Raw genomic sequence first — 23,570 nt, 5'->3', positions numbered from 1 at the left:
CCCGGGCTGGGGATGGCCGAGGCGACGGGAATTTGGGGAGAAGAGTCCGGGGAGAAGTCGGGCCCTCAACGCGCTGGACGTTAAGGGAATCTTAAGGAATTGACAGGGAAGATTGGAGCAGATGGCGCTGAGTCTTCCACAGGGTTCTTCCTGTGGAAAAGAACGTGGGTGATTTGGGCAATCCCGTTACCCACAGGGGCTATTACTATCATCATCCTTTCTCTATCTTCTTTATAAAGAGAAGGATGGATCGATGTTCGAAGCCATGAGCGATGTCCTGGGCGACTGGTACTTCTGGATCAAGACCCTCCATGTGGTCAGCGTCATCGCCTGGATGGCGGGGCTGTTCTACCTGCCTCGGCTTTTCGTCTATCACGTCGAGCAGGTGAAGGCGGGGACAGAGACGGACGACATGTTCCAGACCATGGAGCGGCGGCTCTTTCGGGCCATCATGCAGCCTGCGATGATCGCGACCTGGGTTTTCGGGCTTTGCCTGGTCTTCACACCGGGGATTGTAGATTGGTCGATGGCCTGGCCCTGGGCCAAGGCCTTCTCGGTTCTGGCCATGACGGGCTTCCATGAATGGATGGGCGCGCGGCGCAAGGACTTTGCCAATGGGCGCAACCTTTTGACGGGGCGGCAGTACCGGATCATGAACGAGGTGCCGACCTTGTTGATGCTGGTCATCGTGGCCTCGGTGATCGTGAAGTTCTGAGGGAGAGGTGCGCTGAAGCGCAGCCACCCCCGGAATCGTTGACTTTGGGGCGGGCTGCGCTTAAATGAGCCTCAGCGCGGCCGTCCGGCCATCCCGCTTTTCCATATCTGACACGCGACAGGCTGGGGGCTCCCGGCCTTTGGGGTTTTGTGCATGACCGTCGAACATCTGAATCTCTCTGACCTGAAAGCCAAGACTCCGGCGGAATTGCTGGCCATGGCGGAAGAGTGGGAGATTGAAAACGCACCCTCGATGCGCAAGGGCGAGATGATGTTCTCGATCCTGAAAGAGCATGCGGAAGAGGGCTGGGAGATCGGCGGGGACGGGGTTCTGGAAGTGCTCCAGGACGGGTTTGGGTTCCTGCGGTCGACTTCTGCCAACTATCTGCCCGGTCCCGATGACATCTATGTCGGCCCGGAGATCCTGCGGCAGTTTTCACTGCGCACCGGCGATACGATCGAGGGCGTGATCGCGGCGCCTCGGGATGGCGAGCGGTATTTCTCGCTGACCAAGGTCACCAAGATCAACTTCGACGATCCGGAGAAGGCGCGGCACAAGGTTCTGTTCGACAACCTGACGCCGCTTTACCCGGACGAGCGGTTGAAGATGGAGGTCGAGGATCCGACGATCAAGGATCGTTCGGCGCGGATCATCGACCTGGTTTGCCCGATCGGCAAGGGGCAGCGGGCCTTGATCGTGGCGCCGCCGCGAACGGGCAAGACCGTGCTTTTGCAGAATATTGCGAACTCCATCGCGGTGAACCACCCGGAGTGCTACCTGATCGTGCTCTTGATCGACGAGCGACCCGAGGAAGTGACCGATATGCAGCGCTCGGTGAAGGGGGAGGTCGTGTCCTCGACCTTCGACGAACCGGCGACGCGGCATGTGGCGGTGGCGGAGATGGTGATCGAGAAGGCCAAGCGCCTGGTCGAGCACAAGCGGGACGTGGTGATCTTGCTGGATTCGATCACGCGCCTGGGGCGGGCCTTCAACACGGTCGTGCCGTCAAGCGGCAAGGTTCTGACCGGGGGCGTGGATGCCAATGCGCTCCAGCGGCCGAAGCGGTTCTTTGGTGCGGCGCGGAATATTGAAGAGGGCGGCTCGCTGACGATCATCGCGACGGCCCTGATCGATACTGGTTCGCGGATGGACGAAGTGATCTTCGAAGAGTTCAAGGGCACGGGCAACTCGGAGATCGTGCTGGACCGCAAGGTGGCGGACAAGCGGGTCTTCCCGGCCATCGACATCACCAAGTCGGGCACGCGGAAAGAGGATCTGCTGGTCGAGAAGACCGATCTGCAGAAGACCTATGTGCTGCGCCGCATCCTGAACCCGATGGGGACGACGGATGCCATCGAGTTCCTTTTGGGCAAGCTGAAGCAGACCAAGACGAACGGCGAATTCTTCGATTCGATGAACGCTTGAGGGCATGATGGGCGACACGATCTTTGCCCTGGCCTCGGCGCGGGGCAAAGCGGGTGTGGCGGTGTTTCGTGTCTCGGGGCCGATGGCCGTGGCGGCCGTTGGGCAGCTGTGCGATGTGCCCATGCTGCGTGGTCTGCGGCGGCTGGTCTGGGGAGAGGTCCTCGACGAGGCGCTGGTGCTGCGGTTTTCGGAAGGGGCGAGTTTTACCGGGGAAGAGGTCGTGGAACTGCAGGTCCACGGCTCCGTGGCGGTGATCCGGGCGGTGTCCGGGGCGTTGCTGGAGTTGGGGCTGCGGCCGGCCGAGGCGGGCGAATTCACCCGGCGGGCGCTGGAAAATGGGCGGCTGGACTTGGCGCAGGTCGAGGGGCTGGCCGACCTGGTCGAGGCGGAGACGGAGGCTCAGCGGCGGCAGGCGTTGCGGGTGTTTTCGGGGGCGATCGGGATGCGTGCCGAAGGCTGGCGGGCAAAGCTGATCCGGGCGGCGGCGCTGATCGAGGCGACCATAGACTTTGCCGATGAAGATGTGCCGGTGGATGTGACGCCGGAAGTGCTTGAATTGATTGAGTCGTTGCGTGAAGAGCTGAGTGCGGAGATTGCTGGCTCTGTCGTGGCGGAGCGCGTCCGGGATGGGTTTGAGGTGGCGATACTCGGTGCTCCGAATGCGGGGAAGTCGACGCTGCTGAACGCCTTGGCGGGGCGGGAGGCGGCGATCACCTCGGACGTTGCCGGGACGACGCGGGATGTGATTGAGGTGCGGATGGACCTGGGCGGTCTGGCCGTGACGCTTCTGGATACGGCGGGGCTGCGGGAGACCATGGACAGGGTCGAGGCGATTGGGGTGGCTCGAGCCCTGGAGCGGGCGGATCGGGCCGATTTGCGCGTGTTCCTGCTGGCGGAGCCGGGGGAGGCCCTGATGATGGCGCCTCGGGCGGGAGATATCGTTGTCCTGGGCAAGGGGGATTTGCGGGGCGAAGGTATCTCGGGCCTGACAGGGCAGGGGGTAGATGACCTGATTGGCCAGATCAGGGCCGCACTTGAGGAACGCGTTGCGGCTGCGGGAGTCATGACGCGGGCGCGGCACCGTCATGCGATGGAAGCGGCGTTGGGGGCTTTGGAAATCGCCGAGAATCGGGTAAGGGTGGCGGGGGCTGAACTGATCGCCGAGGATCTGCGGCAAGCCGGAAGAGCGCTGGATGTCCTGGTGGGCCGCGTGGATGTAGAAAACCTGCTGGACGAGATCTTCTCCAGCTTTTGTATTGGCAAGTGAGGAGTGTTTCACGTGAAACATTTCGATGTGATCGTGGTTGGTGGCGGGCATGCAGGCGCGGAAGCGGCTGCTGCTGCGGCACGAATGGGGGCCCGGGTGGCCCTGGTGTCGATGCGGCGGGATCGTATCGGCGTCATGTCGTGCAATCCTGCCATCGGTGGCCTGGGCAAGGGGCACCTTGTGCGCGAAATCGATGCCCTGGACGGGATCATGGGTCTTGCTGCGGATGAGGCAGGGATCCAGTACCGCTTGCTGAACCGCCGGAAGGGGCCGGCCGTCCAAGGTCCGCGGGTTCAGGCTGATCGGAAGCTGTACCGCGAAGCGATCCTGCGGTTGTTGGAGCAACAACAGGGCCTGGAGCTCATAGAGGGTGAAGTTGTCGACCTGGTCGAAGAGGCGGGTCGCATCGGTGGCGTGGATCTTGCTTCCGGGGATCGCCTGTCGGCCGGCGCCGTTGTCCTGACGGCCGGCACATTCCTGAACGGTGTCATCCACATCGGTGATGTTCGTCGTTCCGGTGGCCGCGAGGGGGATACTGCTTCCATCCGTCTGGGCGAACGTCTGAGGTCATACGACTTTGCGCGGGGTCGTCTGAAGACGGGCACGCCCGCTCGTCTGGACGGTCGGACGATCAACTGGTCGATTCTCGATGCGCAACCCGGTGATGATGCGCCGGTGATGATGTCCTTTGCCAATCGATCGCCAAAAGTGCGCCAGATTTCCTGCGGGATCACCCATACCAATGAGCGGACGCATGACATCGTGCGTCGCAATTTGTCGCTTTCCGCGATGTATGGGGGTCACATCGAAGGGGTTGGGCCGCGTTACTGCCCGTCGATCGAAGACAAGGTGGTGCGTTTTGCCGACAAGAGCGAGCACCAGATTTTTCTGGAACCTGAGGGGCTGGACGATGATACGGTCTATCCAAATGGCATCTCGTCCTCCCTCCCTGCTGAAGTTCAGGAGGCCTATATCCGCAGTATCCGCGGTCTCGAAGTTGTTCGGATCATTCAGCCCGGCTATGCCATCGAATACGACTATTTCGACCCGCAAGCTCTGAGCCCTGGTCTGGAAACGGCTGTGCCCGGTCTCTATTTTGCAGGCCAGATCAATGGAACGACCGGTTACGAGGAGGCCGCCGCGCAGGGGCTGGTCGCTGGCTCATCGGCCGCCGCACAGGTTTTGGGCCGCGAGAGACTGCGATTCACCCGTCGGGACAGCTACATCGGGGTCATGCTCGACGATCTCAGGGCGCGCGGGGTCACGGAGCCTTACCGCATGTTCACCTCACGGGCAGAGTTTCGCCTTCACCTGCGCGCGGATAATGCGGATCAGCGACTGACGGAGAAGGGATTTGCGGCGGGCCTCGTAAAGGAGAGCAGGCGCGCAGCCTTTTCTGCGAAGATGTCGGCCGTCAACGCTCTGCGGCTCAACCTGGAGGAGATCAAGGTCCTTCCGGCGGAGATGCGGGCCGCCGGTCTTGCGGCGGGCAAGGATGGATCCAGGCGGAGCCTGCTGGAGGTTCTTTCCTATCCCGACGTGACTTGGGATAAAATCTACGCCCTCGCGCCCCAGGCTGAAAGTGTGGACCCGGCCATTCGTGACCAAGTCTGGTGCGATGCGCTCTACGCGCAGTATCTGGACCGCCAGGAGAACGATGCCGCCGGCTTGACCCGCCATGCCGATACGCCGATCCCGGGGGAGATCGACTACCGTGCCCTGCCAGGCCTCTCCACTGAACTCGCAACAAAGCTGGATCGGCTGCGCCCGGCGAGTCTTCGAGACGCCGAGGGTATCGAAGGCATGACGCCGGCAGCCCTGATCCTCGTCCTGGCACATTGTCGCAAGGCGGAGAAGGCAAGAGCAGCTCATGGTTGAGGGAAATCTTGAACGCAATCCGGCATGGCTGAACGTTTCACGTGAAACAATCGAGAGGCTTGAGATCTTTGAGTCGCTGGTGCGTCAATGGACCCAGCGCATCAATCTTGTCAGCCCCGCAACGGTCCAGGAGATGTGGAACCGACACATTCTGGACAGCGCCCAGCTCTATCGTCTCGCGCGACCGGGCTCGAAATGGGTTGACTTGGGCAGTGGTGGCGGCTTCCCCGGCATCATCCTTGCGATCATCGCACAAGAGCGGGACCCAGGCCGGACCCTGCACCTCGTGGAGTCCGATCAACGCAAGGCGGCCTTCCTGCGGAAGGCGGCGATTGAACTTCAGTGCCCGGTTGAGATTCACACCCAGCGCGCCGAGGTCCTGACACCCATGAGTGCCGATTGTGTCTCTGCGCGAGCTCTTGCGCCCTTGGTGGATCTGCTTCCCTTGGTCTCGCGCCACCTCATTGCGGGCGGGCGGGCCGTTCTTCCGAAGGGCATTCGGGCCACCGAAGAAATCGAAAAGGCACGGGCAGTATGGACCTTTGACTTGACGATTGAGCAGAGCCAGACCGACCCCCAAGCCAAAGTCCTCTTGATTGAAAACCTCCGTCATGTCTGATTTTACCCGCGAACGTCAGCCGATGATCCTCGCGATTGCCAATCAGAAGGGAGGTGTCGGCAAGACGACGACAGCCATCAATCTCGCAGCCGCCCTTGTGGAATCGGGAGCGCGGGTGCTGCTCGTCGACCTTGATCCCCAGGGCAATGCATCGACTGGGCTTGGCGTCGCTCCCGAGAGCCGCAAGAAGACCTCTTATGACCTTCTCGTCGAAGATGTCTCGCTCCGGGATATCATTCGCACCACCTCCATTCCGGACCTTGACATCGTCCCCGCCAACTCGGACCTGTCATCGGCGGACATTGACCTCGTGGCCAACGAAAAGCGCAGTTTCCTTCTGCACGACGCCTTGCGCCACAGTGGCGATGGAGAGTTGGACTACGATTTTCTCTTGATCGACTGTCCGCCGTCGCTCAGCCTGCTGACGATCAACGCCCTGGTTGCCGCCCACTCCGTTCTGATCCCTCTTCAGGCGGAGTTCTTCGCCCTCGAGGGCCTCTCTCAGTTGATGATGACGATCCGCAAGGTGCGCAGTGCGGCCAATCCGGCACTTCGGATCGAAGGAGTGCTCATGACCATGTCGGACGCCCGGAACCGTCTCAGTCAGCTTGTCGAGGCGGACGCCCGCCAGACCCTCGGCGACCTGGTTTTCCGCACCGTGATTCCAAGAAATGTCCGCCTCAGCGAAGCCCCCTCTTTCGCCCAGGCGATCCTCCAGTATGATCCGCAATCGCGGGGCAGCGAGGCCTATCGCAACCTCGCCATCGAGTTCCTGATGCGCCATCCGCTGGCGGCCAGGGGCGTTGCGAACTGAGGCAAGGAGAAGAAGATGGAAAAACGTGGCTTGGGTCGGGGTCTTTCGGCTCTTCTTGCAGATGCAAATCTATCCAATGGTCCGGAACCGGCGCGTCCGGTCAAGGCGGAGATGTCCGTGCCGGTCGATCGGCTGCATCCCAATCCGGACCAGCCCCGCAAGACCTTTACGCCCGAGGCGCTTGAGCAGCTCGCGCAGTCCATCCGGCAAAAGGGGGTCATCCAGCCGCTGATCGTTCGGAGCTCAAGCAAAGCTGATCACTATGAGATCGTGGCGGGGGAGCGCCGCTGGCGCGCTGCCCAACTTGCCGAGCTGCACAGCGTGCCCGTCGTCATCCGGGATTTTTCGGATGTCGAAGTTCTTGAAATAGCGATCATCGAGAATATCCAGCGCGAGGACCTTAACCCGGTCGAAGAGGCGCTTGCCTATCGTCAGTTGATGGAGCGCTTCGGTCATACCCAGGAAAAGCTGGCCGAGGCCCTCTCGCGCAGCCGCAGCCACATTGCGAATTCCATCCGTCTCTTGACGCTGCCGGAGCCCGTTCAGGCCATGATGCGCAAGGGAGAGCTCTCTGCGGGACATGCGCGTGCGTTGATCACCTCCGCCGACCCGGTCAAGTTGGCCATCCAGACGGTGCAACGCGGACTCTCCGTCCGCCAGGTGGAAGATCTGGTGCGAAAGCCGACACAACCCACCAAGGCCAGGGTTGCGCGGGACAGTGAGAAGGATGCCGACACCCGGGCAATCGAAGCGGACATCAGCGCAAACCTCGGGATGGGCGTGAAGATCGATTTTCGCGGGATCGATGGCGGTACGGTCACGATCTCGTTCCGCACGCTGGATGAGCTGGATCTGCTTTGCGATGTCCTGTCCCGGATTGACCGAAAAGAAATGATGGACCGGCTGTAATCTAGTCCAGCAACAGCTCGCGCAGGATCGCATTCAGGACCATCCGGCCCTTCCGGGTCGTCCTGATCCGATCTTCGACGCGGATCAGGAACTCACCCTCTACAAGACTGGCGAGGCGATCTTCGCGCATGGGCCTTCCGCCAAGGGCCGCAAACCTGCTCAGCTCCGCGCCCTCGGACAGGCGCAGTGCGTTCAGCAGGTACTCGGTGACGTGATCTTCCGGAGAAGAGGGTTCGCGGGCCAGCTCTCCCATCGCTTGCCGCTCGACCTGATCCAGCCAGGCACCAGGGGCGCGCGGCGCTTCGGTGGCCCAGCGTTGACCCTTGAGCGTCAATCGACCATGGGCACCCGGTCCGATGCCAGCGTAGTCTCCCAAGCGCCAGTAGATCAGGTTGTGCCGTGCCTCCTGGCCCGGTCTCGCATGGTTCGAGACTTCATAGGCGGGCAGGCCGGCCGCTTCGCAGAGGTCCTGGGTCAATTCGAACAAGTCGACCGAGAGGTCCTCGTCCGGCAAGCCCCGCAAGAGACCCTTGCGGCTGCGTTCCGCAAAGACGGTTCCATCCTCGATGGTCAGTTGATAGAGCGACAAGTGATCCGGCTCCATGGCCAGCGCCTCCATCAACTCTGTCCGCCAGGCCTCCTTGCCCTGGTCCTGACGCGCATAGATCAAGTCGAAGCTGATCCGTTCGAAGCTCTTCCGCGCCACATCCAGTGCCCGGCCCGCTTCGGCGACGGAGTGCATCCGGCCCAGACGTCGGAGGTCCTCGTCTCGCAGGGCCTGGAACCCAATCGATACCCGGTTCACGCCGGCCGCAGCATAATCGGCAAAGCGCCCCGCCTCGACGGAGCCCGGATTGGCCTCCATCGTCACTTCAAGATCATTCGACTGGGTCCAGGTCTGTCGAACGCGATCCAGGATCGCATGGACCAAATCGCCCTGCATCAGTGAAGGAGTCCCACCACCAAAGAACACGGTCGATAGCACGCGTCCCTCAGTTTCGGCGCCGATCCGATCAATCTCTGACAGATAGGCCGCCTCCCAGCGCTTCTGGTCGATCCGGTCGGCAACATGGCTGTTGAAATCGCAATAGGGACACTTCGACTGACAGAAGGGCCAGTGCAGATAGAGCCCGAATCCGCCGTTCCGCCAATCGTCGGTCATCCCTTGTAGGCCGTCACTTCGATCTCGACCAGCATTTCCGGTCGGATCAGCCCCGCAATGACCATGGTTGCTGCAGGACGAATTGCGCCCAAGTGCCGTCCCAAGACCGGAGTCAATTCCGGAACCAGGGCCGCATCGACCACGGTATATTGAACCCTCACGATGTCTTCTTGGCGAAACCCGGCCTCGGCCAGCACGCCGTCGATGGTGTCGAAGCAGTTCTCGGCTTGGGCGGCGATCCCCTCCGGCATGGTCATGGTCTTGTAGTCATAGCCCGTGACGCCGGAAACGAAGCACCAGCCGCCCTTGACCACGGCGCGGCTGTAGCCCATGGCCGCCTCGAAGGGCGATCCCGTCGAAATTTGTTTCACGTGAAACACTCCTCTACCAGCTTACGGAAAGCATCCGCCCGATGGCTGATGCGGTTCTTCTCGACTTCGCCGATCTCGCCAAAGGTCCGGCTCTCCCCCATCGGCTGAAAGATCGGGTCATAGCCATGCCCAAGCGTCCCCCGCATCGGCCAGACGATCTGCCCCTCGGCTCGACCAGAGACCACTTTCTCCGCCCCAGAAGGCTCTACAATGGCCAAAGTGCAGCAAAATGACGCTGCAAAGGGCCCCGGCCCCACCGCCTCCAGCATCCCCCAGGTCTTGCGCATCGCCCGAACGAAGTCGCGCCCCCGCGCCCCTTCCGCCCAATCCGCCGTGTAAATCCCCGGAGCCCCGCCCAAGGCCGCCACTTCCAGCCCCGAGTCATCCGCCAGGGTGACGAGGCCAGAGCCCTTGGCCCCCGCCTTCGCCTTCACCAAAGCATTCCCCGCGAAGCTCCGCTCCGTCTCTTCCGGTTCCCCCAGGCCAAAGTCCTTCAGCCCGAGGATTTCCACGTCAAAAGGCGCCAACAGAGCCTGAAACTCCGCCAGCTTCCCCTTGTTCCCCGTGGCCACCAGAAGCCGGCTGCCCCGCGCGATCTTCATGCCAGGGCCGCCTTCTGCGCGGCCACCAGCTCCGCGATGCCCTTCTCCGCCAGGTCCAGAAGCTCCCCCATCTCACCGCGCGAAAAGGTCGCCCCCTCCGCCGACATCTGCAGCTCGATCATCCGCCCGCGCCCGGTCAGAACAAAGTTCCCATCCGTCCCCGCGACCGAATCCTCCGGGTAATCCAGGTCAAGCACCGCCTGGCCCGCATAAATCCCGCAAGAGACCGCCGCGACATGATCCAGCATCGGATCGCTGACGATGGTCCCGGCCTTCAACAGCCCATTCACCGCCAGACGCAAAGCCACCCAACCCCCGGTGATCGAGGCGCAACGCGTCCCCCCATCCGCCTGGATCACGTCGCAGTCGATGACGATCTGCCGCTCCCCCAGGGCCGAGCGATCCACGCCCGCGCGAAGCGCACGCCCGATCAGCCGCTGAATCTCCTGCGTCCGCCCCGACTGCTTGCCCGCCGCCGCCTCGCGCCGCGTCCGCGAATTCGTCGCGCGCGGCAGCATGCCATATTCCGCCGTCACCCAGCCCAGGCCCGTCCCCTTCAGGAAACTCGGCGGCTTGTCCTCGATCGAGGCCGAACACAGCACATGCGTGTTCCCCATCTTGATCAGGCAAGAGCCCTCCGCATGCTTCATCACATGGGGCTCGATCACCACAGCCCGCATCTCATCCAGTTTCCGTCCCGAGGGTCGCATGCCGCACCTTTCATCCTTATCCACAGGCCAATTACGCCCGCCCGCCCCCTTCACGCAACCCTGATTGACGGTGCGATGAGTCTTGCGTCAAGATTGACGCGGGGCCCCTTCCGTCCCTACATTCCCCCCATGATCCCGAAGCCCCCACTCTCCGAGCTGAACGACCGTTCCCGTGAGGTCTTCCGCCGCGTCGTCGAATCCTACCTGTCGAACGGCGACCCGGTGGGCTCACGCACCCTGACCCGCGCGATGAGCGAAAAGCTCTCCGCCGCGACGATCCGCAACACGATGCAGGACCTGGAGTTCCTGGGCCTGCTCGACAGCCCCCATATCTCCGCCGGCCGCATCCCGACCCAGGTGGGCCTGCGCCTCTTCGTCGACAGCCTGCTCGAGGTCGGAGAGATCGACGCCCAGGACCGCTCCCGCATCGAATCCGCCCTCCCCCAGGAGGAAACCGAGGTCACAACTCTCCTCGACCAGGTCGGCGGCGCGCTCAGCCACATCACCGGCTCCGCCTCCCTCGTCCTGGCGCCCAAGCAGGAAACCGCGCTCCGCCATATCGAGTTCGTCTCGCTCGGCCCCGACCGCGCCCTCACCGTCCTGGTCTTCGCCGATGGCCATGTCGAGAACCGCGTCTTCACCCCGCCGCCGGGCCAAACCCCTTCCTCCCTCCGCGAAGCCGCCAACTTCCTGAACGCCATCGCCGAGGGCCGCCGCCTCTCCGAACTCCGCCCCCTGATTGCCGCCGAGATCGCCAATCGCCGCCAGGAAATCGACAGCCTCGCCCGCACCATGGTCGAATCCGGCCTCGCGCTCTGGGAAAACCCCGGCGAGCGCGGCGAGCGTCTCATCGTCCGGGGTCAGGCGAATCTCCTGCCCAATGCGCCCGAGGTCGACCTCGACCGCATCCGCATCCTCTTCGACGACCTGGAAAAGAAGCGCGACATCGCCGATTTCCTCGAAATGACCGAGACCGGCGAGGGTGTGCGCATTTTTATCGGTTCCGAGAACAAACTCTTCTCACTTTCGGGTTCCACTTTGGTCGTTTCTCCCTATATGAACGCCGACCGTAAGATCATCGGCGCCATAGGCGTCATCGGCCCGACCCGGCTCAACTATGGCCGGATCGTCCCCATCGTGGACTTCACCGCCCAGCTCATCGGGCGGCTGGTCTCCGAAAGGGCCAAGGGCTGACACAGAAGGGAAGAACCATGGCTGAAGAGACCGCAGCGCAAACCGAGACCTTTGACAAGGAACTGGAACAATTCCTCGCCCAGGACGGTGAGATCGAGGCTTTGAAGGCCGAGCGTGACGAGCTCCGCGACCGCTACATGCGCGCCCTGGCCGATGCCGAGAACTCCCGCAAGCGCGCCGACCGCGACCGCCGCGAGGCCGAGAACTACGGCTCCACCCGCCTCGCCCGCGACCTCCTGCCGGTCTTCGACAACCTGCGCCGCGCCCTTGCTGCCGTCACCGACGAACAGCGCGCCGCCAATGCCGCCCTGCTTGAGGGCGTCGAACTGACGCTCAAGGAGCTGACCGCCGTCATGTCCAAGCACGGCGTCAAGCCGATCGAGGCCAAGCCCGGCGACCTCTTCGACGCGCAGTGCATGGAGGCGATGTTCGAAGCCCCCCTCCCCGGCACCAAGGCCGGCCAGATCATCCAGGTGATGACCGAAGGCTTCATGCTCCACGACCGCCTCCTGCGCCCCGCGCAAGTCGGCGTCTCGTCCTTCACCGGCTAAAGCCTCGGGGTATACCCCGAGCTACGCAGCGGACCCAGAGCGCCCGCTGCCGCATCAAAGCTCTCTCGGCAAAGGCGTAGCCCGGGGTATACCCCGGGTCACCCCGCCAAACCCTTCAACTCATAGATCAGCGCCAATGCCTCTCGCGGCGAAAGCTCATCCGCGCTGACCTCCTTCAACCGCTTCTCCACCTGGCTCTCCTTCGCCACGGGTTTCGGAGCCTCCGCCACCGCCCGGAACAGCGGCAGATCGTCGATCAAGGCTTTCGAGGGCCGCTCCCGGTCGCCCTTCTCCAAGGCCTCCAGCACGACCTTGGCCCGCTCCACCACCGCCATGGGCAGCCCTGCCAACCGCGCCACCTGGACGCCGTAACTCCGATCCGCAGCGCCTTCCTTGACCTCATGCAGGAAGACGACCTCGCCCTCCCACTCCCTGACCGCCAAAGTCGCATTCCGCACGCCCTGAAGCTTCCCCGCCAAAGCCGTCAGCTCATGGTAATGCGTCGCGAAAAGCGCCCGACACCGGTTCACCGCCTGCAAGTTCTCCAAGACTGCCCAGGCGATCGACAACCCGTCCCAAGTCGCCGTCCCCCGCCCGATCTCGTCCAAAATCACCAGGGCGCTTTCATCCGCCTGGTTCAGGATCGCCGCCGTCTCGACCATTTCGACCATGAAGGTCGACCGCCCCCGCGCCAGGTCATCCGCCGCCCCCACGCGGCTGAAAATCTGCCCCACGACCCCAATCACCGCCCTCCGCGCCGGAACATAGCTCCCCATCTGCGCCAACAGAGCGATCAGCGCATTCTGCCGAAGGAAGGTCGATTTCCCCCCCATGTTCGGCCCGGTGATCAGCCAGATCGCCGGAACCCCCGCCTGCGTCAGCCCGCAATCATTCGGCACAAAGGCCACCCCCTGCCGCCGCAAAGCCGCCTCCACCACCGGATGCCGCCCACCCTCCACGACAAAGGCCCGGCTCTCCTCGATCTGCGGCGCCACCCAGTCCTCGCTAACCGCCAGCTCTGCCAGCCCCGCCGCCAGGTCGATCTCCGCCAGGGCCCGCGCCGCCGCCGCCACCTGCGCTGCCCGCTCCAGCACCGCCGCCCGCAGCCGCTCAAAGATCCCCTTCTCGATCTCCAAGGCCAGGTTCCCGGCGTTCAAAATCCGCGTCTCCAGCTCCGAGAGCTCCACGGTCGAGAACCTGACCTGGTTCGCCGTCGTCTGCCGATGGATGAAGCGCGGATTTCCCCGCATCGTGGCCTCATGCGTCGTCGTCGTCTCGATGAAATAGCCCAAGACGTTGTTATGCTTGATCTTCAGGCTTCCGATCCCGGTCTCGGCGACAAACTCCGCCTGCATCTCGCCGACAACCCCGCGCCCCTCATCGCGCAGCCGCCGCGTCTGGTCGAGCTCGGCATGAAACCCCTCCGCCACGAACCCCCCATCCCGTGCGAGCAAAGGCGGCTCCGCCACCAGGGCCGCCTCCAAGAGCCCCACCAGCTCCTCATGTCCCAACAAAGCCTCGTCAAACAAAGGCCCCCCTGCGACCAGCGCAGCCACCCGCGCCGCCCCCACTAGCCCAGCCCGCACCGCCGCCAGGTCCCGAGGCCCCCCGCGCTCCAGTGCCAGCCGAGACAGCGCCCGGTCCATATCCGGCACCATCCGCAAAGCGTCACGCAGCCCGTGCCGGTCGCCCTCGATCACCCAGGCCACCCGCCCCAGCCGTTCCCGCACCACCGCCACATCCCGCGACGGAGAGCCCAACCGCGCCTCCAACAGCCGCGCCCCGGCCGAGGTCACCGTCCGGTCGATCACCGACAGCAGCGACCCCTCCCGCCCGCCCGACAGGGCCTGCGTCAGCTCCAGGTTCCGCCGCGTCGCCCCATCCATCTGGACCGTGCCGCCAGAAGCCTCCCGCACAGGCGCCCGCAACAGCGGCAGCTTCCCCCGCTGCGTCAACTCCAGGTAATCGACCAAAGCCCCCATGGCCGAAACCTCGGCCCGCGTGAAAGCCCCGAACGAAGCCAACCCCGCCACGCCATAGAGCCGCGCCACCCGCGCCTCCGAGCCCGAGGAATCAAACGACCCCCGCCCCAAGGCCGTAACCTGAGCCCCCGCCTCCTCGACAACCTCGCGCCAGGTCGCCTCCCGCGCCTCACTGACCAGCACTTCCCGAGGCCCCAACCGCGCCAGCTCCGCCCCGAGCCGCGCCCCCGGGCAAGTCATCACCCGAAACTCACCGGTCGAGATATCCGCCCAGGCCAGCGCGCCCTCCTCCCGAACCTCGGCAAAAGCGCAAAGGTAATTCGCCCGCCGCGCCTCCAGCAAAGTGTCCTCGGTCAAAGTCCCCGGCGTCACCAGCCGCACGACATCGCGCTTCACGACCGCCTTGTAGCCGCGCTTCTTCGCTTCCGCCGGGTCCTCCATCTGCTCGGCAATCGCGACCCGAAACCCCTTGCGGATCAGCGCCAGCAGGTAGCCTTCCGCGCTATGCACCGGCACGCCGCACATCTGGATGGGAGCCCCCTGGTGTGTCCCCCGCTTGGTCAGGGCAATGTCCAAAGCCTCCGAGGCCAGGACCGCGTCCTGGAAGAACATCTCGTAGAAATCCCCCATCCGGTAGAAGAGCAAAGCCCCCGGATGCTGCCCCTTGATCTCCAGATATTGCGCCATCATCGGCGTGACGTCGTCGGACATGGGCCCCTCCCCTTATCCGGTCACAAAACCACCGCCAAGGCGAAAAGGGAACCCGTCAAGCCACTGGTAAGCCCCGCCTCCTTTGCTATTCTCGCCCCGGAAACAATCGGGCGCGTCCATGCAGAACCAGATCCACTTCGACCTGCCCCCCGAGGACCTGATCCTCGACCCGTTCCACGCCCCCGGCTTCCATGTCCTGCGTCAGCCAAAGTTCCTCTGGCGGTCGATCCCCGCCGGCCGCATCCATGGCTTCGTGGCCTCCGAACACCCGTCCATCGCCGAGCGCATCACCGCCACCCTTTCCGCCACCAAGCGCGACCGCATGTTCACCCGCGCGCTGGAAACCGCGACCGTCCCGGTCCATCTGACCGATGTCTGGTTCCGCAAGTCCTGGGTCACCCAAGGCGACCGCTGCCTGATCTCGGGCGCAGCGGGCCTGAGGCTCTTGAACCGCTATGTCTGGGAGAACGAAGAGGTCGACCCCGAGGGCGACACGACCCTGGCCGATCACTTCACCCGCCTGCAAGCCGTCCCCGGCCCCCGCCAGCTGACCCTGGCGCCGACCCTCCCCCCCGAGACCCCCATCGCCATCGAGTGCCGCAACACCTTCAACTACTACCACTTCCTGACCGAAAGCCTGTGCCAGCTCTGCCTGGTCGAGGAGACCGGCCTCAAGGGCCCGATCTACCTGCATTTCCCGAACAACGAGGACAAGACCCGCGCCTTCACCCGCGCCTTCGTCGAGGCCCTCTTCCCCGAACTCTCCCCCCGCGTGATCTTCGACCGCAGCCCCGCACATCACGACGCGGTCGTCGTGCCCTACAACTTCACCGCCTCGCTCTACCAGTTCTCCAACGCCGAACTTGACGCTTTCGAACACGAATTCCCCCCGGTCGGCGCCTGGAAGGGCCGCCGCGCCACCCGCGCCTCCCACGCCATCCTCGCAGGCCATGCGGTCGACTCCTCGCTCTTCAAGCTCCGCGCCCGGGCGCTGAAGGCGATCCAGGGCCGCGACACCTCCCACCTGCCCAAGCGCTTCTGGGTCACCCGCGAAGGCGAAGCCCGCGACCGGCGGATGAAGGGAGAGGACGAGATCCTCGACATGCTCCGCCTTTTCGGCTTCGAATCCGTGGCCTTCGAGCGTCTGGCGCCCCTGGACCAGATCGCCCTGATGGCGGGGGCCGAGATGATGATCTCCTACCACGGCGCCGGTTTCACCAACATGCTCTTCGCCCCGCCCGACGCCACCGTCATCGAGCTTGGCACCCTGCAAACCGCGCAATACCGCTGGAGCGACTTCTGGCCCCTGGCCGCCGTATCCGGCTGCCGCTACCTGACCTTCTTCGCCGATTTCGACGCCGAGGACCCGACCCGCGAGCCCCTCTTCTCCGAGGACGGCATCGTCCCCGTCCATCTCTCGCGCCTGGGCCTCGCCCGCGTCATGTCCGTCGTGGTGGCGCTTCTGGACCAGATCCCCGAGTTCCAGACCGCCGCCGAGGTCCAAATCCTGGGTCAGACCCTGATGCAACTTGGCGAATATGACCGCGCCCGGGCCTTGTTCGAGACACATAAGCACCTGGCCGAGGGTCACACCGGCCTGTCCCTGGCCATGGCCGACTTGGCCGACCACCAGGGCGACAGGGCCCAGACCCTGGCCGCTCTCTACTGCGCCTATCGCGCCGATCCCAGCGATTGGGCCGTGCTGATCCGCATGCTCTGGTGCGCCCGGGCGATGAACCAGGGCGAGCTGGTCGGAACGCTGCTCGCCACCCTGCACGACGGCTTCCCCGACCGTTTCGAGGCCTTCTCCCGCGCCCGCCCCTGGGTTCGCGACTTCTACAACCCCGACATCGCCCAGACGGCTTGAGGACCAATGACCGAAGTATCCACCCACCAGGCCGAAGAAGACGCCCGCAACGAGGAAATCCTGATCTGGCTGAACGGCAAGATCGTCCCCAAGGCCCAGGCCCTGGTCTCGGTCTATGACTCGGGCTTCATGCTGGGCGACGGCGTCTGGGAGGGCATTCGCCTCTACAACGGGAAATGGACCTTCCTCGACGAACATATCGACCGCCTCTTCGAGGCCGCCAAGGCCATCGACCTCGACATCGCCCGCACCAAGAAAGAGGTCAAAAAGGCCGTCACAGACACGCAAGCGGCCAATGGCATGGTGACCGACGCCCATGCCCGCCTGATGGTGACGCGGGGGGTGAAGACCCGCCCCTTCCAGAACCCCAGGCTCTCGCAACAAGGCCCGACCATGACGATCATCATGGAACACTCGCGCCAAAAGCTCCCAAGGCCCATCCGCCTCGCCACCGTGCCCCACCTGCGCGGCCTGCCGATGACCCAGGACCCCAAGTTGAACTCCCACTCGAAACTCAACTGCATCCTGGCCTGCATTGCCGCCGAAAAAGCCGGCGCGGATGAGGCGCTGATGCTCGACATCCATGGCTTCGTGAACACGACCAATGCCTGCAACTTCTTCATCGTGAGGAAGGGAGAGGTCTGGACCTCCACCGGCGACTACTGCATGAACGGCATCACCCGCCAGAAGGTCATCGACCTCTGCCGCGCCAACGGCATAACCGTGAAGGAAAAGAACTTCTCCCTCGTCGAAACCTATTCGGCGGATGAGGCCTTCCTGACCGGCACTTTCGGCGCCCAAACCCCGGTCGGCATGATCGACGGCAGGACCATCGGCACCGGCCAACTCGGCCCCATGACCGAAAAGATCCGCGCGCTCTACAAGCAATTGGTCGGCGCATGACCCGCAAGCACGCCCCCATCCCTTTCATCTTTTCATAAATATCCCACGGGGGTCCGGGGGTGTGAAACCCCCGGCGCTCAGCCACCAAGGACCACCATGACCCAAATAATCGCCATGTGGAGCGGCCCGCGCAACCTCTCCACCGCCATGCTCTACGCCTTCGCGGCGCGCGGAGACTGCGCCGTCTGGGATGAACCCTTCTACGCCACCTATCTTCAGGCCACGAAACTCCCCCACCCAATGGCCCCAGAGGTCATCGCAGCCGGAGAGCCCGACCCGGCCCGCGTCGCCGCCCTCTGCATGAAATCGCCATCACAGAGCCTGTTTTACCAAAAACACATGACGCTCCACATGATCCCCAGCTTCGACCGGGGCTTCCTCAAGCACCTCACCAACGCCTTCCTGATCCGCCACCCCGCCCGGGTCATCGCCTCCTATGCCCAAAAGCGCGAATCCCCGACGCTCTCCGACATCGGCTTCACCCAGCAATCCGAGCTCTTCGACCAAGTGGCCCAAATGACCGGCCAGACCCCCCCGGTCGTCGACAGCGCCGATATCCGCGCCACCCCGCGCGAAACCCTCTCCCGCCTCTGCGCCCGGCTGAACATCCCTTTCACCGAAAAGATGCTCTCCTGGCCCGCGGGCCCGAAACCCTTCGACGGCGCCTGGGCGCCGCATTGGTACAACGCCGTCCATGCCTCCACCGGCTTCGGCGACCCCGAGGGCCCGCTGCCCGACCTCCCTCCCAACCTGCAACGCCTCTGCGACCAGGCGTTGCCGCATTACGAGGCCCTGAGGAAATTCGTCTGACCCGAGGGGCGGTTTTCTTGACAGGCCAAGGCCAGCGGATATCGTCCGCCCCAGAAACAATAAAAACGAGCAGGCCATGTCGATTTCCGCCCAAAGCAGCACATTCCTCATTGAATCCCTCGGCCTGGACGCGACCGGCCGCAGCACCGACATCACCACCCTGACCGACGGCCGCTATGTCGTCGTCTGGCAAGAGGTCCTGGGCCGCCCGGTCGAGGGCATCGCCGACACCGATGGCGCGATCTTCGCCCGGATCTACAACGCCGACGGCACCGCGGTCGGAGAGGCGATCCAGGTCAACCTCTTCTCTCCCGGTGTCCAGGCCAATCCCAGGGTGGCCCCCCTCGCAGGGGGCGGCTTCGTGATCTCCTACGACTCCACGCTCACCTGGGGGACCTCCTTCAGCGACACCGACACTTTCATGGTCCGCTATGACGGAGCGGGGAATGTCGTCCCGGTCGACTATGGCAACGGCCCGGTGACCTCGGTCGATCTCGATCCCGATCAGCCTGGCGCGGCCGAGACGAAGAACTTCATCACCGGCCTGTCAAATGGCTCTGTGGCCGCGATTTCCAACGGGAATACCGTCACGGTCTATGACCCGACGGGCCAGGTCGATGGCCTGATCGACGACCTCGACGCCGCGGGCTATGCCGAGATCACCGCCGTCACCCAGCTGGCCGGAGGCAATCTCGTCATCTCGGGCAAGACGGCAAACGGGACGGCGATCCTGCGGCTGTCGGATTCCTCGGTCAACGGCGCCCCGGTCGGCATCCCCGGCCTGGTGGAGCCGGTTTTCTTCGGCACGCTGCTTGGCGCGCTCGCCAAGGATGTGCGGGTGACCGCCACCAACCCCGGCCTTTACAGCCCGACCGACCCCGAGGCCTTTACCCAGGGCGGCTTCCTTCTGACGGCCCTTGTCCCGAATGGCGCCGCCGCCTCGCGCCTCGTGCTGCAAAGCTTCACCGCCTGGGGCGCGCAGATCGGAACCGCCACGCTGAACAGCGCCATCACGCTGAACACCGGCAAGCCGGATTACGACGTCGTGGCGCTGCAGGACGGGACCTTCGTTGTCGCCTGGGTGACACAGGGCGCGAATGGTCTGGATATCCTGGCCGCGCATTTCGATTCCGATGCCCAGCAACTGGGAACCACGGTCATCATCCAGGGCAACGCGCTCGCCGGAGACCAGACCGACCCGCATCTGACCGCCTTCAACGACGGGCGGGTGATCCTGACCTATACCGATCTCGGCGCCAATCCGGTCAACGGCATCAGCGACACGCTGCATGCCGTGACCCTGACGCTCTCGTCCACCAGCGGAGGCTTGCAGCCGACCGGCGGCTCGGATGCGATCAATGGCACGGGCACGCATGACGCCATCGCGGGGCTTGCGGGCAATGACCTCATCGACGGGAAACTCGGCAATGACGCGATCTATGGCGGGGCGGGCAATGACACCCTGACCGGAGGCGGCGGCAATGACATGCTCTCGGGCGGGGCGGGGGCGGATTCCTTCTTCGGCGGTGACGGGGCGGACGGGATCTCGGGCGGCGAAGGGTCGGACTTCCTGCGCGGGGAGGCCGGGCGCGATGTCCTGCGCGGCGGGGCGGCGGCGGATCAGCTTTACGGCGGGCTCGATGGCGACAGGCTGGACGGCGGCGCGGGCAACGACACGCTCGGAGGCGGTGCGGGGGCCGATGTCTTCATCCTGCGCCGGGGTGGTGGCCTCGACCGCGCCATCGACTTCGCCGCTGATGACTTCCTGCGGCTGGATCACGCGCTTTGGCTGGCCGAGGGCGAGCTGACGGCGGCCGAAGTCCTGACCGCCCATGCTGCCGTGGTGGGGGGCAATACCGTCCTGACCTTTGCGGGGGGCGAGCAGATCACGCTGCTGAACTTCACCGCCCTCGTCGCGGGCGATTTGCAGTTCATCTGAGGCCCGAAACAAGAGGCGCCCCAAGTCAAGCCCGGGGCGCCTTTGGTCTTGCGGAGTGGGCTACTTCTTGACCCGCGCGTTGCGCGTTGCCACCAGCTTCAGCCGCAGCGCGTTCAGGCGGATGAAGCCCTCGGCGTCCTTCTGGTCATAGGCGCCGGCGTCTTCCTCGAAGGTCACGTGCTTTTCGCTATAGAGGCTGGCATCGGACCACCGCGCCACCGTCCGCGCCGAGCCCTTGTAGAGCTTGACCCGCACCGTGCCCGAGACATGTTCCTGCGTCTTGTCGATCAGCGCCTGCAGCGCCTCACGCTCGGGGCTGAACCAGAAGCCGTTGTAGATCAGCTCGGCATAGCGCGGCATGATCGAGTCCTTCAGGTGACCCGCGCCGCTGTCCAGCGTGATCTGCTCGATGCCACGGTGAGCCTCCAGGAGGATCGTGCCGCCGGGGGTCTCATAGAGCCCGCGCGACTTCATCCCGACGAAGCGGTTTTCCACCAGGTCCAACAGACCCACGCCGTGCTTGCCGCCGATCTCGTTCAGACGGGCGAGGATCGTGGCGGGCGACAGGGCCTCACCATTGATCGCGACCGCATCGCCCTTCTCGAAGGTGATCTCGACATATTCCGGCGTGTTCGGAGCCTGTTCGACCGGCGTCACGCGCTGATAGACGAACTCCGGCGCCTCTTCCGCCGGGTTCTCCAGCACTTTGCCTTCGGAGGAGGTGTGCAGCAGGTTCGCATCGACGCTGAAAGGCGCTTCGCCGCGCTTGTCCTTGGCGATCGGGATCTGGTTCGCCTCGGCGAACTCCAGAAGCTTGGTGCGCGAGGTCAGGTCCCACAGGCGCCAGGGCGCGATGACCTTGATCGCGGGGTCCAGGGCGGCGGCGGAAAGCTCGAACCGCACCTGGTCGTTGCCCTTGCCCGTCGCGCCATGGGCGACCGCGTCGGCCCCGGTCTCATGCGCGATGCGCACCAGGTGCTGCGAGATCAGGGGCCGCGCAATCGAAGTGCCCAGCAGGTAGAGCCCCTCGTAAAGCGCATTCGCCCGGAACATCGGGAAGACGAAGTCGCGCACGAATTCCTCGCGCACGTCGACGATATGGATGTTCTTCTCCTCGATCCCCATCAGGATCGCCTTCTGCCGCGCCGGCTCCAGCTCTTCGCCCTGGCCGAGGTCGGCGGTAAAGGTCACCACCTCGCAGCCATATTCGGTCTGCAGCCATTTCAGGATGATGGACGTATCGAGCCCGCCCGAATAGGCAAGGACGACTTTCTTCGGCTTGAAGGACATGGGACGCTCCGGCAAAGGGTTCCGGGCGGGAATAATCCCTTTGGCGCCGCGTCACAAGTCAGGCTGCGAAGGCTTCTTCCTGTCCGCCAAGGAATCTTGCCCGGCTTTCGGCATAGGTGGACCGCAGAAGGTCAAGATCGACCGAAAGGTCACCCTGGTTGGCCCGCCTTTCGCCGTCCTGGCAGCAGGCGGCCAGGGCCTGGAAGCCCAGGTTCAGCGCCGCCCCCTTCAGGTAATGCAGGTCGGCGGCGAATTTCTTGGCGCCCACATCGGGAGACAGCCGCGCGACGGTCTCATCCGCCTCGTCCAGGAAGAGGCCGACGACCTCTTCAAAGCCATCTTCGCCGATTTCATAGCGCAATTCGCGCACACGCGCCCAGTCGATCAACCGATCGTCAGTCATGGTCCTACCCCATTCACTTCACCCAGGGACATCGTGCCAGCCGCGTATGAACAGCGCGTTAATCCGCCCCGGGTTCGCGAGAGTTTTAGTCTTCACCACGCCTTAACCCGCGCTGGGGGAGAACAGGGTCTGAACCGGGTAAAACCGCTCCGAAATCAGGCCCTTGTTGATGATGCCCTCGCCGACCAAAGCAGACGATTCGTCCCTTGACGCCCCGGCCAGCCCGGTGCGCGTCCTGGTCGTCGACGACAGCCGGGCGCAGCGCCGCATCCTGACGATGCAGCTCGAACGCTGGGGTTACCTGGTGACCGAGGCCGAGTCGGGTGAGGCCGCGCTGGAGTTCTGCCGCAGCGAAAAGTTCGACATCGTCCTGTCGGACTGGGTGATGACCGGCATGACGGGGCTTGAATTCTGCCAGGCCTTCCGCGCCCTGCCGCATGAAAGCTATGGCTATTTCATCCTCCTGACCTCGAAATCCGAAAAAGCCGAGGTGGCGGATGGGCTGGAGAATGGGGCCGACGATTTCCTGTCCAAGCCGGTCAATTCCGACGAGCTGCGGGCGCGGCTGCGGGCGGGGCAGCGAATCGTTTCGATGCAGAACGAGCTGATCTTCAAGAACCAACTTGTCTCGACCACGCTGGGCCAGATCCAGAAGCTCTATGATTCGCTCGACCGCGACCTGATCGAGGCGCGCAAGCTGCAACAGTCGCTGGTGCGCGACCGCTATATCGACTTCGGCCTTGGCAAAGCCTGGCTGATGATCCAGCCCTCGGGCCATGTGGGGGGCGACCTTGCCGGGTCCTTCATCATCGACGAACGCCGCATCGCCTTGTTTTCGGTGGATGTTTCCGGCCATGGCGTCGCCAGTGCCATGATGACGGCGCGGCTGGCGGGGCTTTTGTCCTCGGGCGCGCCGGATCAGAACATCGCCCTGACCCTGACATCCGAAGGTGCCCGCGACGCCTTCCCCCCGGATGAGGTCGCAACCCGGCTCAACCGCATGATGCTGGAGGATGTGCAGGTCGAGCAGTATTTCACCCTGGCCTATGCCGAGATCGACCTGATTTCGGGCGAGCTGCACCTGGTCCAGGCGGGCCATCCCCATCCCTTGATCCTGCGGCGCACGGGGGCGGTGGACCGGCTGGGGAATGGCGGGATGCCGATTGGTCTGATCCCGGGGGCGGATTACCAGACCGTCTCTTCGGTGCTTTTGCCCGGCGACCGGCTTTTCCTCGTGTCGGATGGCGTGACCGAATGCCCAGGCCCGACGGGCGACCTTGGCGAAGAGGGTCTGGCGAAAATCCTGCGTGGTTCCGCGGGCTTGCAGGGCAACGAGCTTCTGGAATCCCTGATGTGGGACCTGTCCGACCATACGGGCGGACAGGATTTTCCCGATGACGTGTCCTGTCTTCTCTTCGAGTATACGGGCCCGGTCTAAACCCGGCCTT

The 23,570-nt window shown here is 64.1% G+C and carries 21 protein-coding genes; 14 read left to right on the top strand and 7 right to left on the bottom strand.

What is annotated here, in order from left to right; translation table 11 throughout:
- The first annotated feature begins 265 nt into the window (after positions 1-265).
- From hemJ to GV832_RS04305, 7 genes are all read left to right on the top strand, one after another.
- A complete protein-coding gene (gene hemJ, locus GV832_RS04335; RefSeq protein WP_168773706.1) occupies positions 266-715 on the top strand; it encodes a protoporphyrinogen oxidase HemJ in 450 nt (149 codons plus the stop codon).
- 153 nt (positions 716-868) lie between these two features.
- Positions 869-2,140, top strand: coding sequence for a transcription termination factor Rho (rho, locus tag GV832_RS04330; RefSeq protein WP_168773605.1), 1,272 nt, complete (start codon positions 869-871; stop codon positions 2,138-2,140).
- Positions 2,141-2,144: 4 nt separating this feature from the next.
- Positions 2,145-3,407: a tRNA uridine-5-carboxymethylaminomethyl(34) synthesis GTPase MnmE gene (gene mnmE, locus GV832_RS04325; protein ID WP_227754216.1), complete on the top strand. Its 1,263-nt coding sequence runs from the start codon at positions 2,145-2,147 to the stop codon at positions 3,405-3,407.
- A gap of 12 nt (positions 3,408-3,419) precedes the next feature.
- Entirely contained in the window at positions 3,420-5,285 is a 1,866-nt protein-coding gene (gene mnmG, locus GV832_RS04320; protein WP_168773604.1) for a tRNA uridine-5-carboxymethylaminomethyl(34) synthesis enzyme MnmG, read from the top strand.
- A complete protein-coding gene (gene rsmG, locus GV832_RS04315; RefSeq protein ID WP_168773603.1) occupies positions 5,278-5,904 on the top strand; it encodes a 16S rRNA (guanine(527)-N(7))-methyltransferase RsmG in 627 nt (208 codons plus the stop codon). The genes mnmG and rsmG overlap by 8 nt, the downstream gene beginning before the upstream one ends.
- Entirely contained in the window at positions 5,897-6,718 is an 822-nt protein-coding gene (locus tag GV832_RS04310; protein ID WP_168773602.1) for a ParA family protein, read from the top strand. The genes rsmG and GV832_RS04310 overlap by 8 nt, the downstream gene beginning before the upstream one ends.
- Before the next feature lie 15 nt (positions 6,719-6,733).
- Complete coding sequence (locus GV832_RS04305) at positions 6,734-7,627, top strand: ParB/RepB/Spo0J family partition protein (RefSeq protein ID WP_168773601.1); 894 nt, start codon at positions 6,734-6,736, stop codon at positions 7,625-7,627.
- 1 nt (position 7,628) lies between these two features.
- On the opposite strand, the gene hemW is transcribed toward GV832_RS04305, so the two are convergent.
- The 4 genes from hemW to rph are packed head-to-tail and all read right to left on the bottom strand — an operon-like array spanning position 7,629 to position 10,472.
- Positions 7,629-8,789 (bottom strand): radical SAM family heme chaperone HemW, encoded by a 1,161-nt coding sequence (hemW, locus tag GV832_RS04300; RefSeq protein ID WP_168773600.1) that lies wholly within the window; start codon positions 8,787-8,789, stop codon positions 7,629-7,631.
- Positions 8,786-9,160, bottom strand: coding sequence for a RidA family protein (locus tag GV832_RS04295; protein WP_168773599.1), 375 nt, complete (start codon positions 9,158-9,160; stop codon positions 8,786-8,788). The genes hemW and GV832_RS04295 overlap by 4 nt, the downstream gene beginning before the upstream one ends.
- Positions 9,157-9,762, bottom strand: a complete 606-nt coding sequence (locus GV832_RS04290; RefSeq protein ID WP_168773598.1) for a non-canonical purine NTP pyrophosphatase — start codon at positions 9,760-9,762, stop codon at positions 9,157-9,159. Before GV832_RS04290 ends, GV832_RS04295 begins: the two co-directional genes overlap by 4 nt.
- Positions 9,759-10,472: a ribonuclease PH gene (gene rph, locus GV832_RS04285; RefSeq protein WP_168773597.1), complete on the bottom strand. Its 714-nt coding sequence runs from the start codon at positions 10,470-10,472 to the stop codon at positions 9,759-9,761. The genes GV832_RS04290 and rph overlap by 4 nt, the downstream gene beginning before the upstream one ends.
- A 129-nt stretch (positions 10,473-10,601) precedes the next feature.
- Here rph and hrcA point away from each other — a divergent pair, with 129 nt between their 5' ends.
- Both hrcA and GV832_RS04275 read left to right on the top strand, forming a co-directional pair.
- Positions 10,602-11,666, top strand: coding sequence for a heat-inducible transcriptional repressor HrcA (gene hrcA / locus GV832_RS04280; protein WP_168773596.1), 1,065 nt, complete (start codon positions 10,602-10,604; stop codon positions 11,664-11,666).
- Positions 11,667-11,683: 17 nt separating this feature from the next.
- Complete coding sequence (locus GV832_RS04275; RefSeq protein WP_168773595.1) at positions 11,684-12,217, top strand: nucleotide exchange factor GrpE; 534 nt, start codon at positions 11,684-11,686, stop codon at positions 12,215-12,217.
- Positions 12,218-12,315: 98 nt separating this feature from the next.
- Here the strand turns inward: GV832_RS04275 and mutS are convergent, their stop codons facing one another.
- Entirely contained in the window at positions 12,316-14,910 is a 2,595-nt protein-coding gene (gene mutS, locus GV832_RS04270) for a DNA mismatch repair protein MutS (RefSeq protein ID WP_168773594.1), read from the bottom strand.
- A gap of 118 nt (positions 14,911-15,028) precedes the next feature.
- Between mutS and GV832_RS04265 the strand changes: the two genes are divergently transcribed.
- The 4 genes from GV832_RS04265 to GV832_RS04250 all read left to right on the top strand — a co-directional run bounded on the left by GV832_RS04265 (position 15,029) and on the right by GV832_RS04250 (position 20,429).
- Positions 15,029-16,777: a glycosyltransferase family 61 protein gene (locus GV832_RS04265; RefSeq protein ID WP_168773593.1), complete on the top strand. Its 1,749-nt coding sequence runs from the start codon at positions 15,029-15,031 to the stop codon at positions 16,775-16,777.
- 6 nt (positions 16,778-16,783) lie between these two features.
- Positions 16,784-17,680 (top strand): D-amino acid aminotransferase, encoded by an 897-nt coding sequence (locus GV832_RS04260; protein WP_168773592.1) that lies wholly within the window; start codon positions 16,784-16,786, stop codon positions 17,678-17,680.
- A gap of 96 nt (positions 17,681-17,776) precedes the next feature.
- Entirely contained in the window at positions 17,777-18,490 is a 714-nt protein-coding gene (locus tag GV832_RS04255; protein WP_494338078.1) for a sulfotransferase-like domain-containing protein, read from the top strand.
- 76 nt (positions 18,491-18,566) lie between these two features.
- Complete coding sequence (locus tag GV832_RS04250; RefSeq protein ID WP_227754215.1) at positions 18,567-20,429, top strand: calcium-binding protein; 1,863 nt, start codon at positions 18,567-18,569, stop codon at positions 20,427-20,429.
- 60 nt (positions 20,430-20,489) lie between these two features.
- Here GV832_RS04250 and GV832_RS04245 read toward each other — a convergent pair whose 3' ends face one another.
- Together GV832_RS04245 and GV832_RS04240 are read right to left on the bottom strand one after the other, a co-directional pair.
- The gene (locus GV832_RS04245) at positions 20,490-21,719 is read right to left on the bottom strand and encodes an argininosuccinate synthase (RefSeq protein ID WP_168773591.1); all 1,230 of its coding nucleotides are present in this window, start codon (positions 21,717-21,719) and stop codon (positions 20,490-20,492) included.
- A gap of 58 nt (positions 21,720-21,777) precedes the next feature.
- Positions 21,778-22,122, bottom strand: coding sequence for an Hpt domain-containing protein (locus GV832_RS04240; protein WP_168773590.1), 345 nt, complete (start codon positions 22,120-22,122; stop codon positions 21,778-21,780).
- Positions 22,123-22,294: 172 nt separating this feature from the next.
- Here GV832_RS04240 and GV832_RS04235 point away from each other — a divergent pair, with 172 nt between their 5' ends.
- Positions 22,295-23,560, top strand: a complete 1,266-nt coding sequence (locus GV832_RS04235; protein ID WP_227754231.1) for a PP2C family protein-serine/threonine phosphatase — start codon at positions 22,295-22,297, stop codon at positions 23,558-23,560.
- The last annotated feature ends 10 nt before the right edge of the window (positions 23,561-23,570 follow it).

The organism is Stagnihabitans tardus (assembly GCF_009925085.1).
Taxonomy (GTDB): domain Bacteria; phylum Pseudomonadota; class Alphaproteobacteria; order Rhodobacterales; family Rhodobacteraceae; genus Stagnihabitans; species Stagnihabitans tardus.
The sequence above is the reverse complement of the archived record's forward strand: the minus strand, read 5'-3'. Positions and strand labels throughout refer to the sequence as shown.

Bases quoted from the DNA above. Each gene is read 5' to 3' on its own strand.
- GV832_RS04235 (WP_227754231.1), top strand. From the start codon at position 22,295: ATGCCCTCGCCGACCAAAGCAGACGATTCGTCCCTTGACGCCCCGGCC.
- hemJ (WP_168773706.1), top strand. From the start codon at position 266: ATGAGCGATGTCCTGGGCGACTGGTACTTCTGGATCAAGACCCTCCAT.
- GV832_RS04275 (WP_168773595.1), top strand. From the start codon at position 11,684: ATGGCTGAAGAGACCGCAGCGCAAACCGAGACCTTTGACAAGGAACTG.
- GV832_RS04305 (WP_168773601.1), top strand. From the start codon at position 6,734: ATGGAAAAACGTGGCTTGGGTCGGGGTCTTTCGGCTCTTCTTGCAGAT.
- rsmG (WP_168773603.1), top strand. From the start codon at position 5,278: ATGGTTGAGGGAAATCTTGAACGCAATCCGGCATGGCTGAACGTTTCA.
- mnmE (WP_227754216.1), top strand. From the start codon at position 2,145: ATGATGGGCGACACGATCTTTGCCCTGGCCTCGGCGCGGGGCAAAGCG.
- GV832_RS04310 (WP_168773602.1), top strand. From the start codon at position 5,897: ATGTCTGATTTTACCCGCGAACGTCAGCCGATGATCCTCGCGATTGCC.
- GV832_RS04240 (WP_168773590.1), bottom strand. From the start codon at position 22,122: ATGACTGACGATCGGTTGATCGACTGGGCGCGTGTGCGCGAATTGCGC.
- GV832_RS04245 (WP_168773591.1), bottom strand. From the start codon at position 21,719: ATGTCCTTCAAGCCGAAGAAAGTCGTCCTTGCCTATTCGGGCGGGCTC.
- rph (WP_168773597.1), bottom strand. From the start codon at position 10,472: ATGCGACCCTCGGGACGGAAACTGGATGAGATGCGGGCTGTGGTGATC.
- GV832_RS04260 (WP_168773592.1), top strand. From the start codon at position 16,784: ATGACCGAAGTATCCACCCACCAGGCCGAAGAAGACGCCCGCAACGAG.
- hrcA (WP_168773596.1), top strand. From the start codon at position 10,602: ATGATCCCGAAGCCCCCACTCTCCGAGCTGAACGACCGTTCCCGTGAG.
- rho (WP_168773605.1), top strand. From the start codon at position 869: ATGACCGTCGAACATCTGAATCTCTCTGACCTGAAAGCCAAGACTCCG.
- GV832_RS04290 (WP_168773598.1), bottom strand. From the start codon at position 9,762: ATGAAGATCGCGCGGGGCAGCCGGCTTCTGGTGGCCACGGGGAACAAG.
- GV832_RS04250 (WP_227754215.1), top strand. From the start codon at position 18,567: ATGTCGATTTCCGCCCAAAGCAGCACATTCCTCATTGAATCCCTCGGC.
- hemW (WP_168773600.1), bottom strand. From the start codon at position 8,789: ATGACCGACGATTGGCGGAACGGCGGATTCGGGCTCTATCTGCACTGG.
- GV832_RS04255 (WP_494338078.1), top strand. From the start codon at position 17,777: ATGACCCAAATAATCGCCATGTGGAGCGGCCCGCGCAACCTCTCCACC.
- GV832_RS04265 (WP_168773593.1), top strand. From the start codon at position 15,029: ATGCAGAACCAGATCCACTTCGACCTGCCCCCCGAGGACCTGATCCTC.
- mutS (WP_168773594.1), bottom strand. From the start codon at position 14,910: ATGTCCGACGACGTCACGCCGATGATGGCGCAATATCTGGAGATCAAG.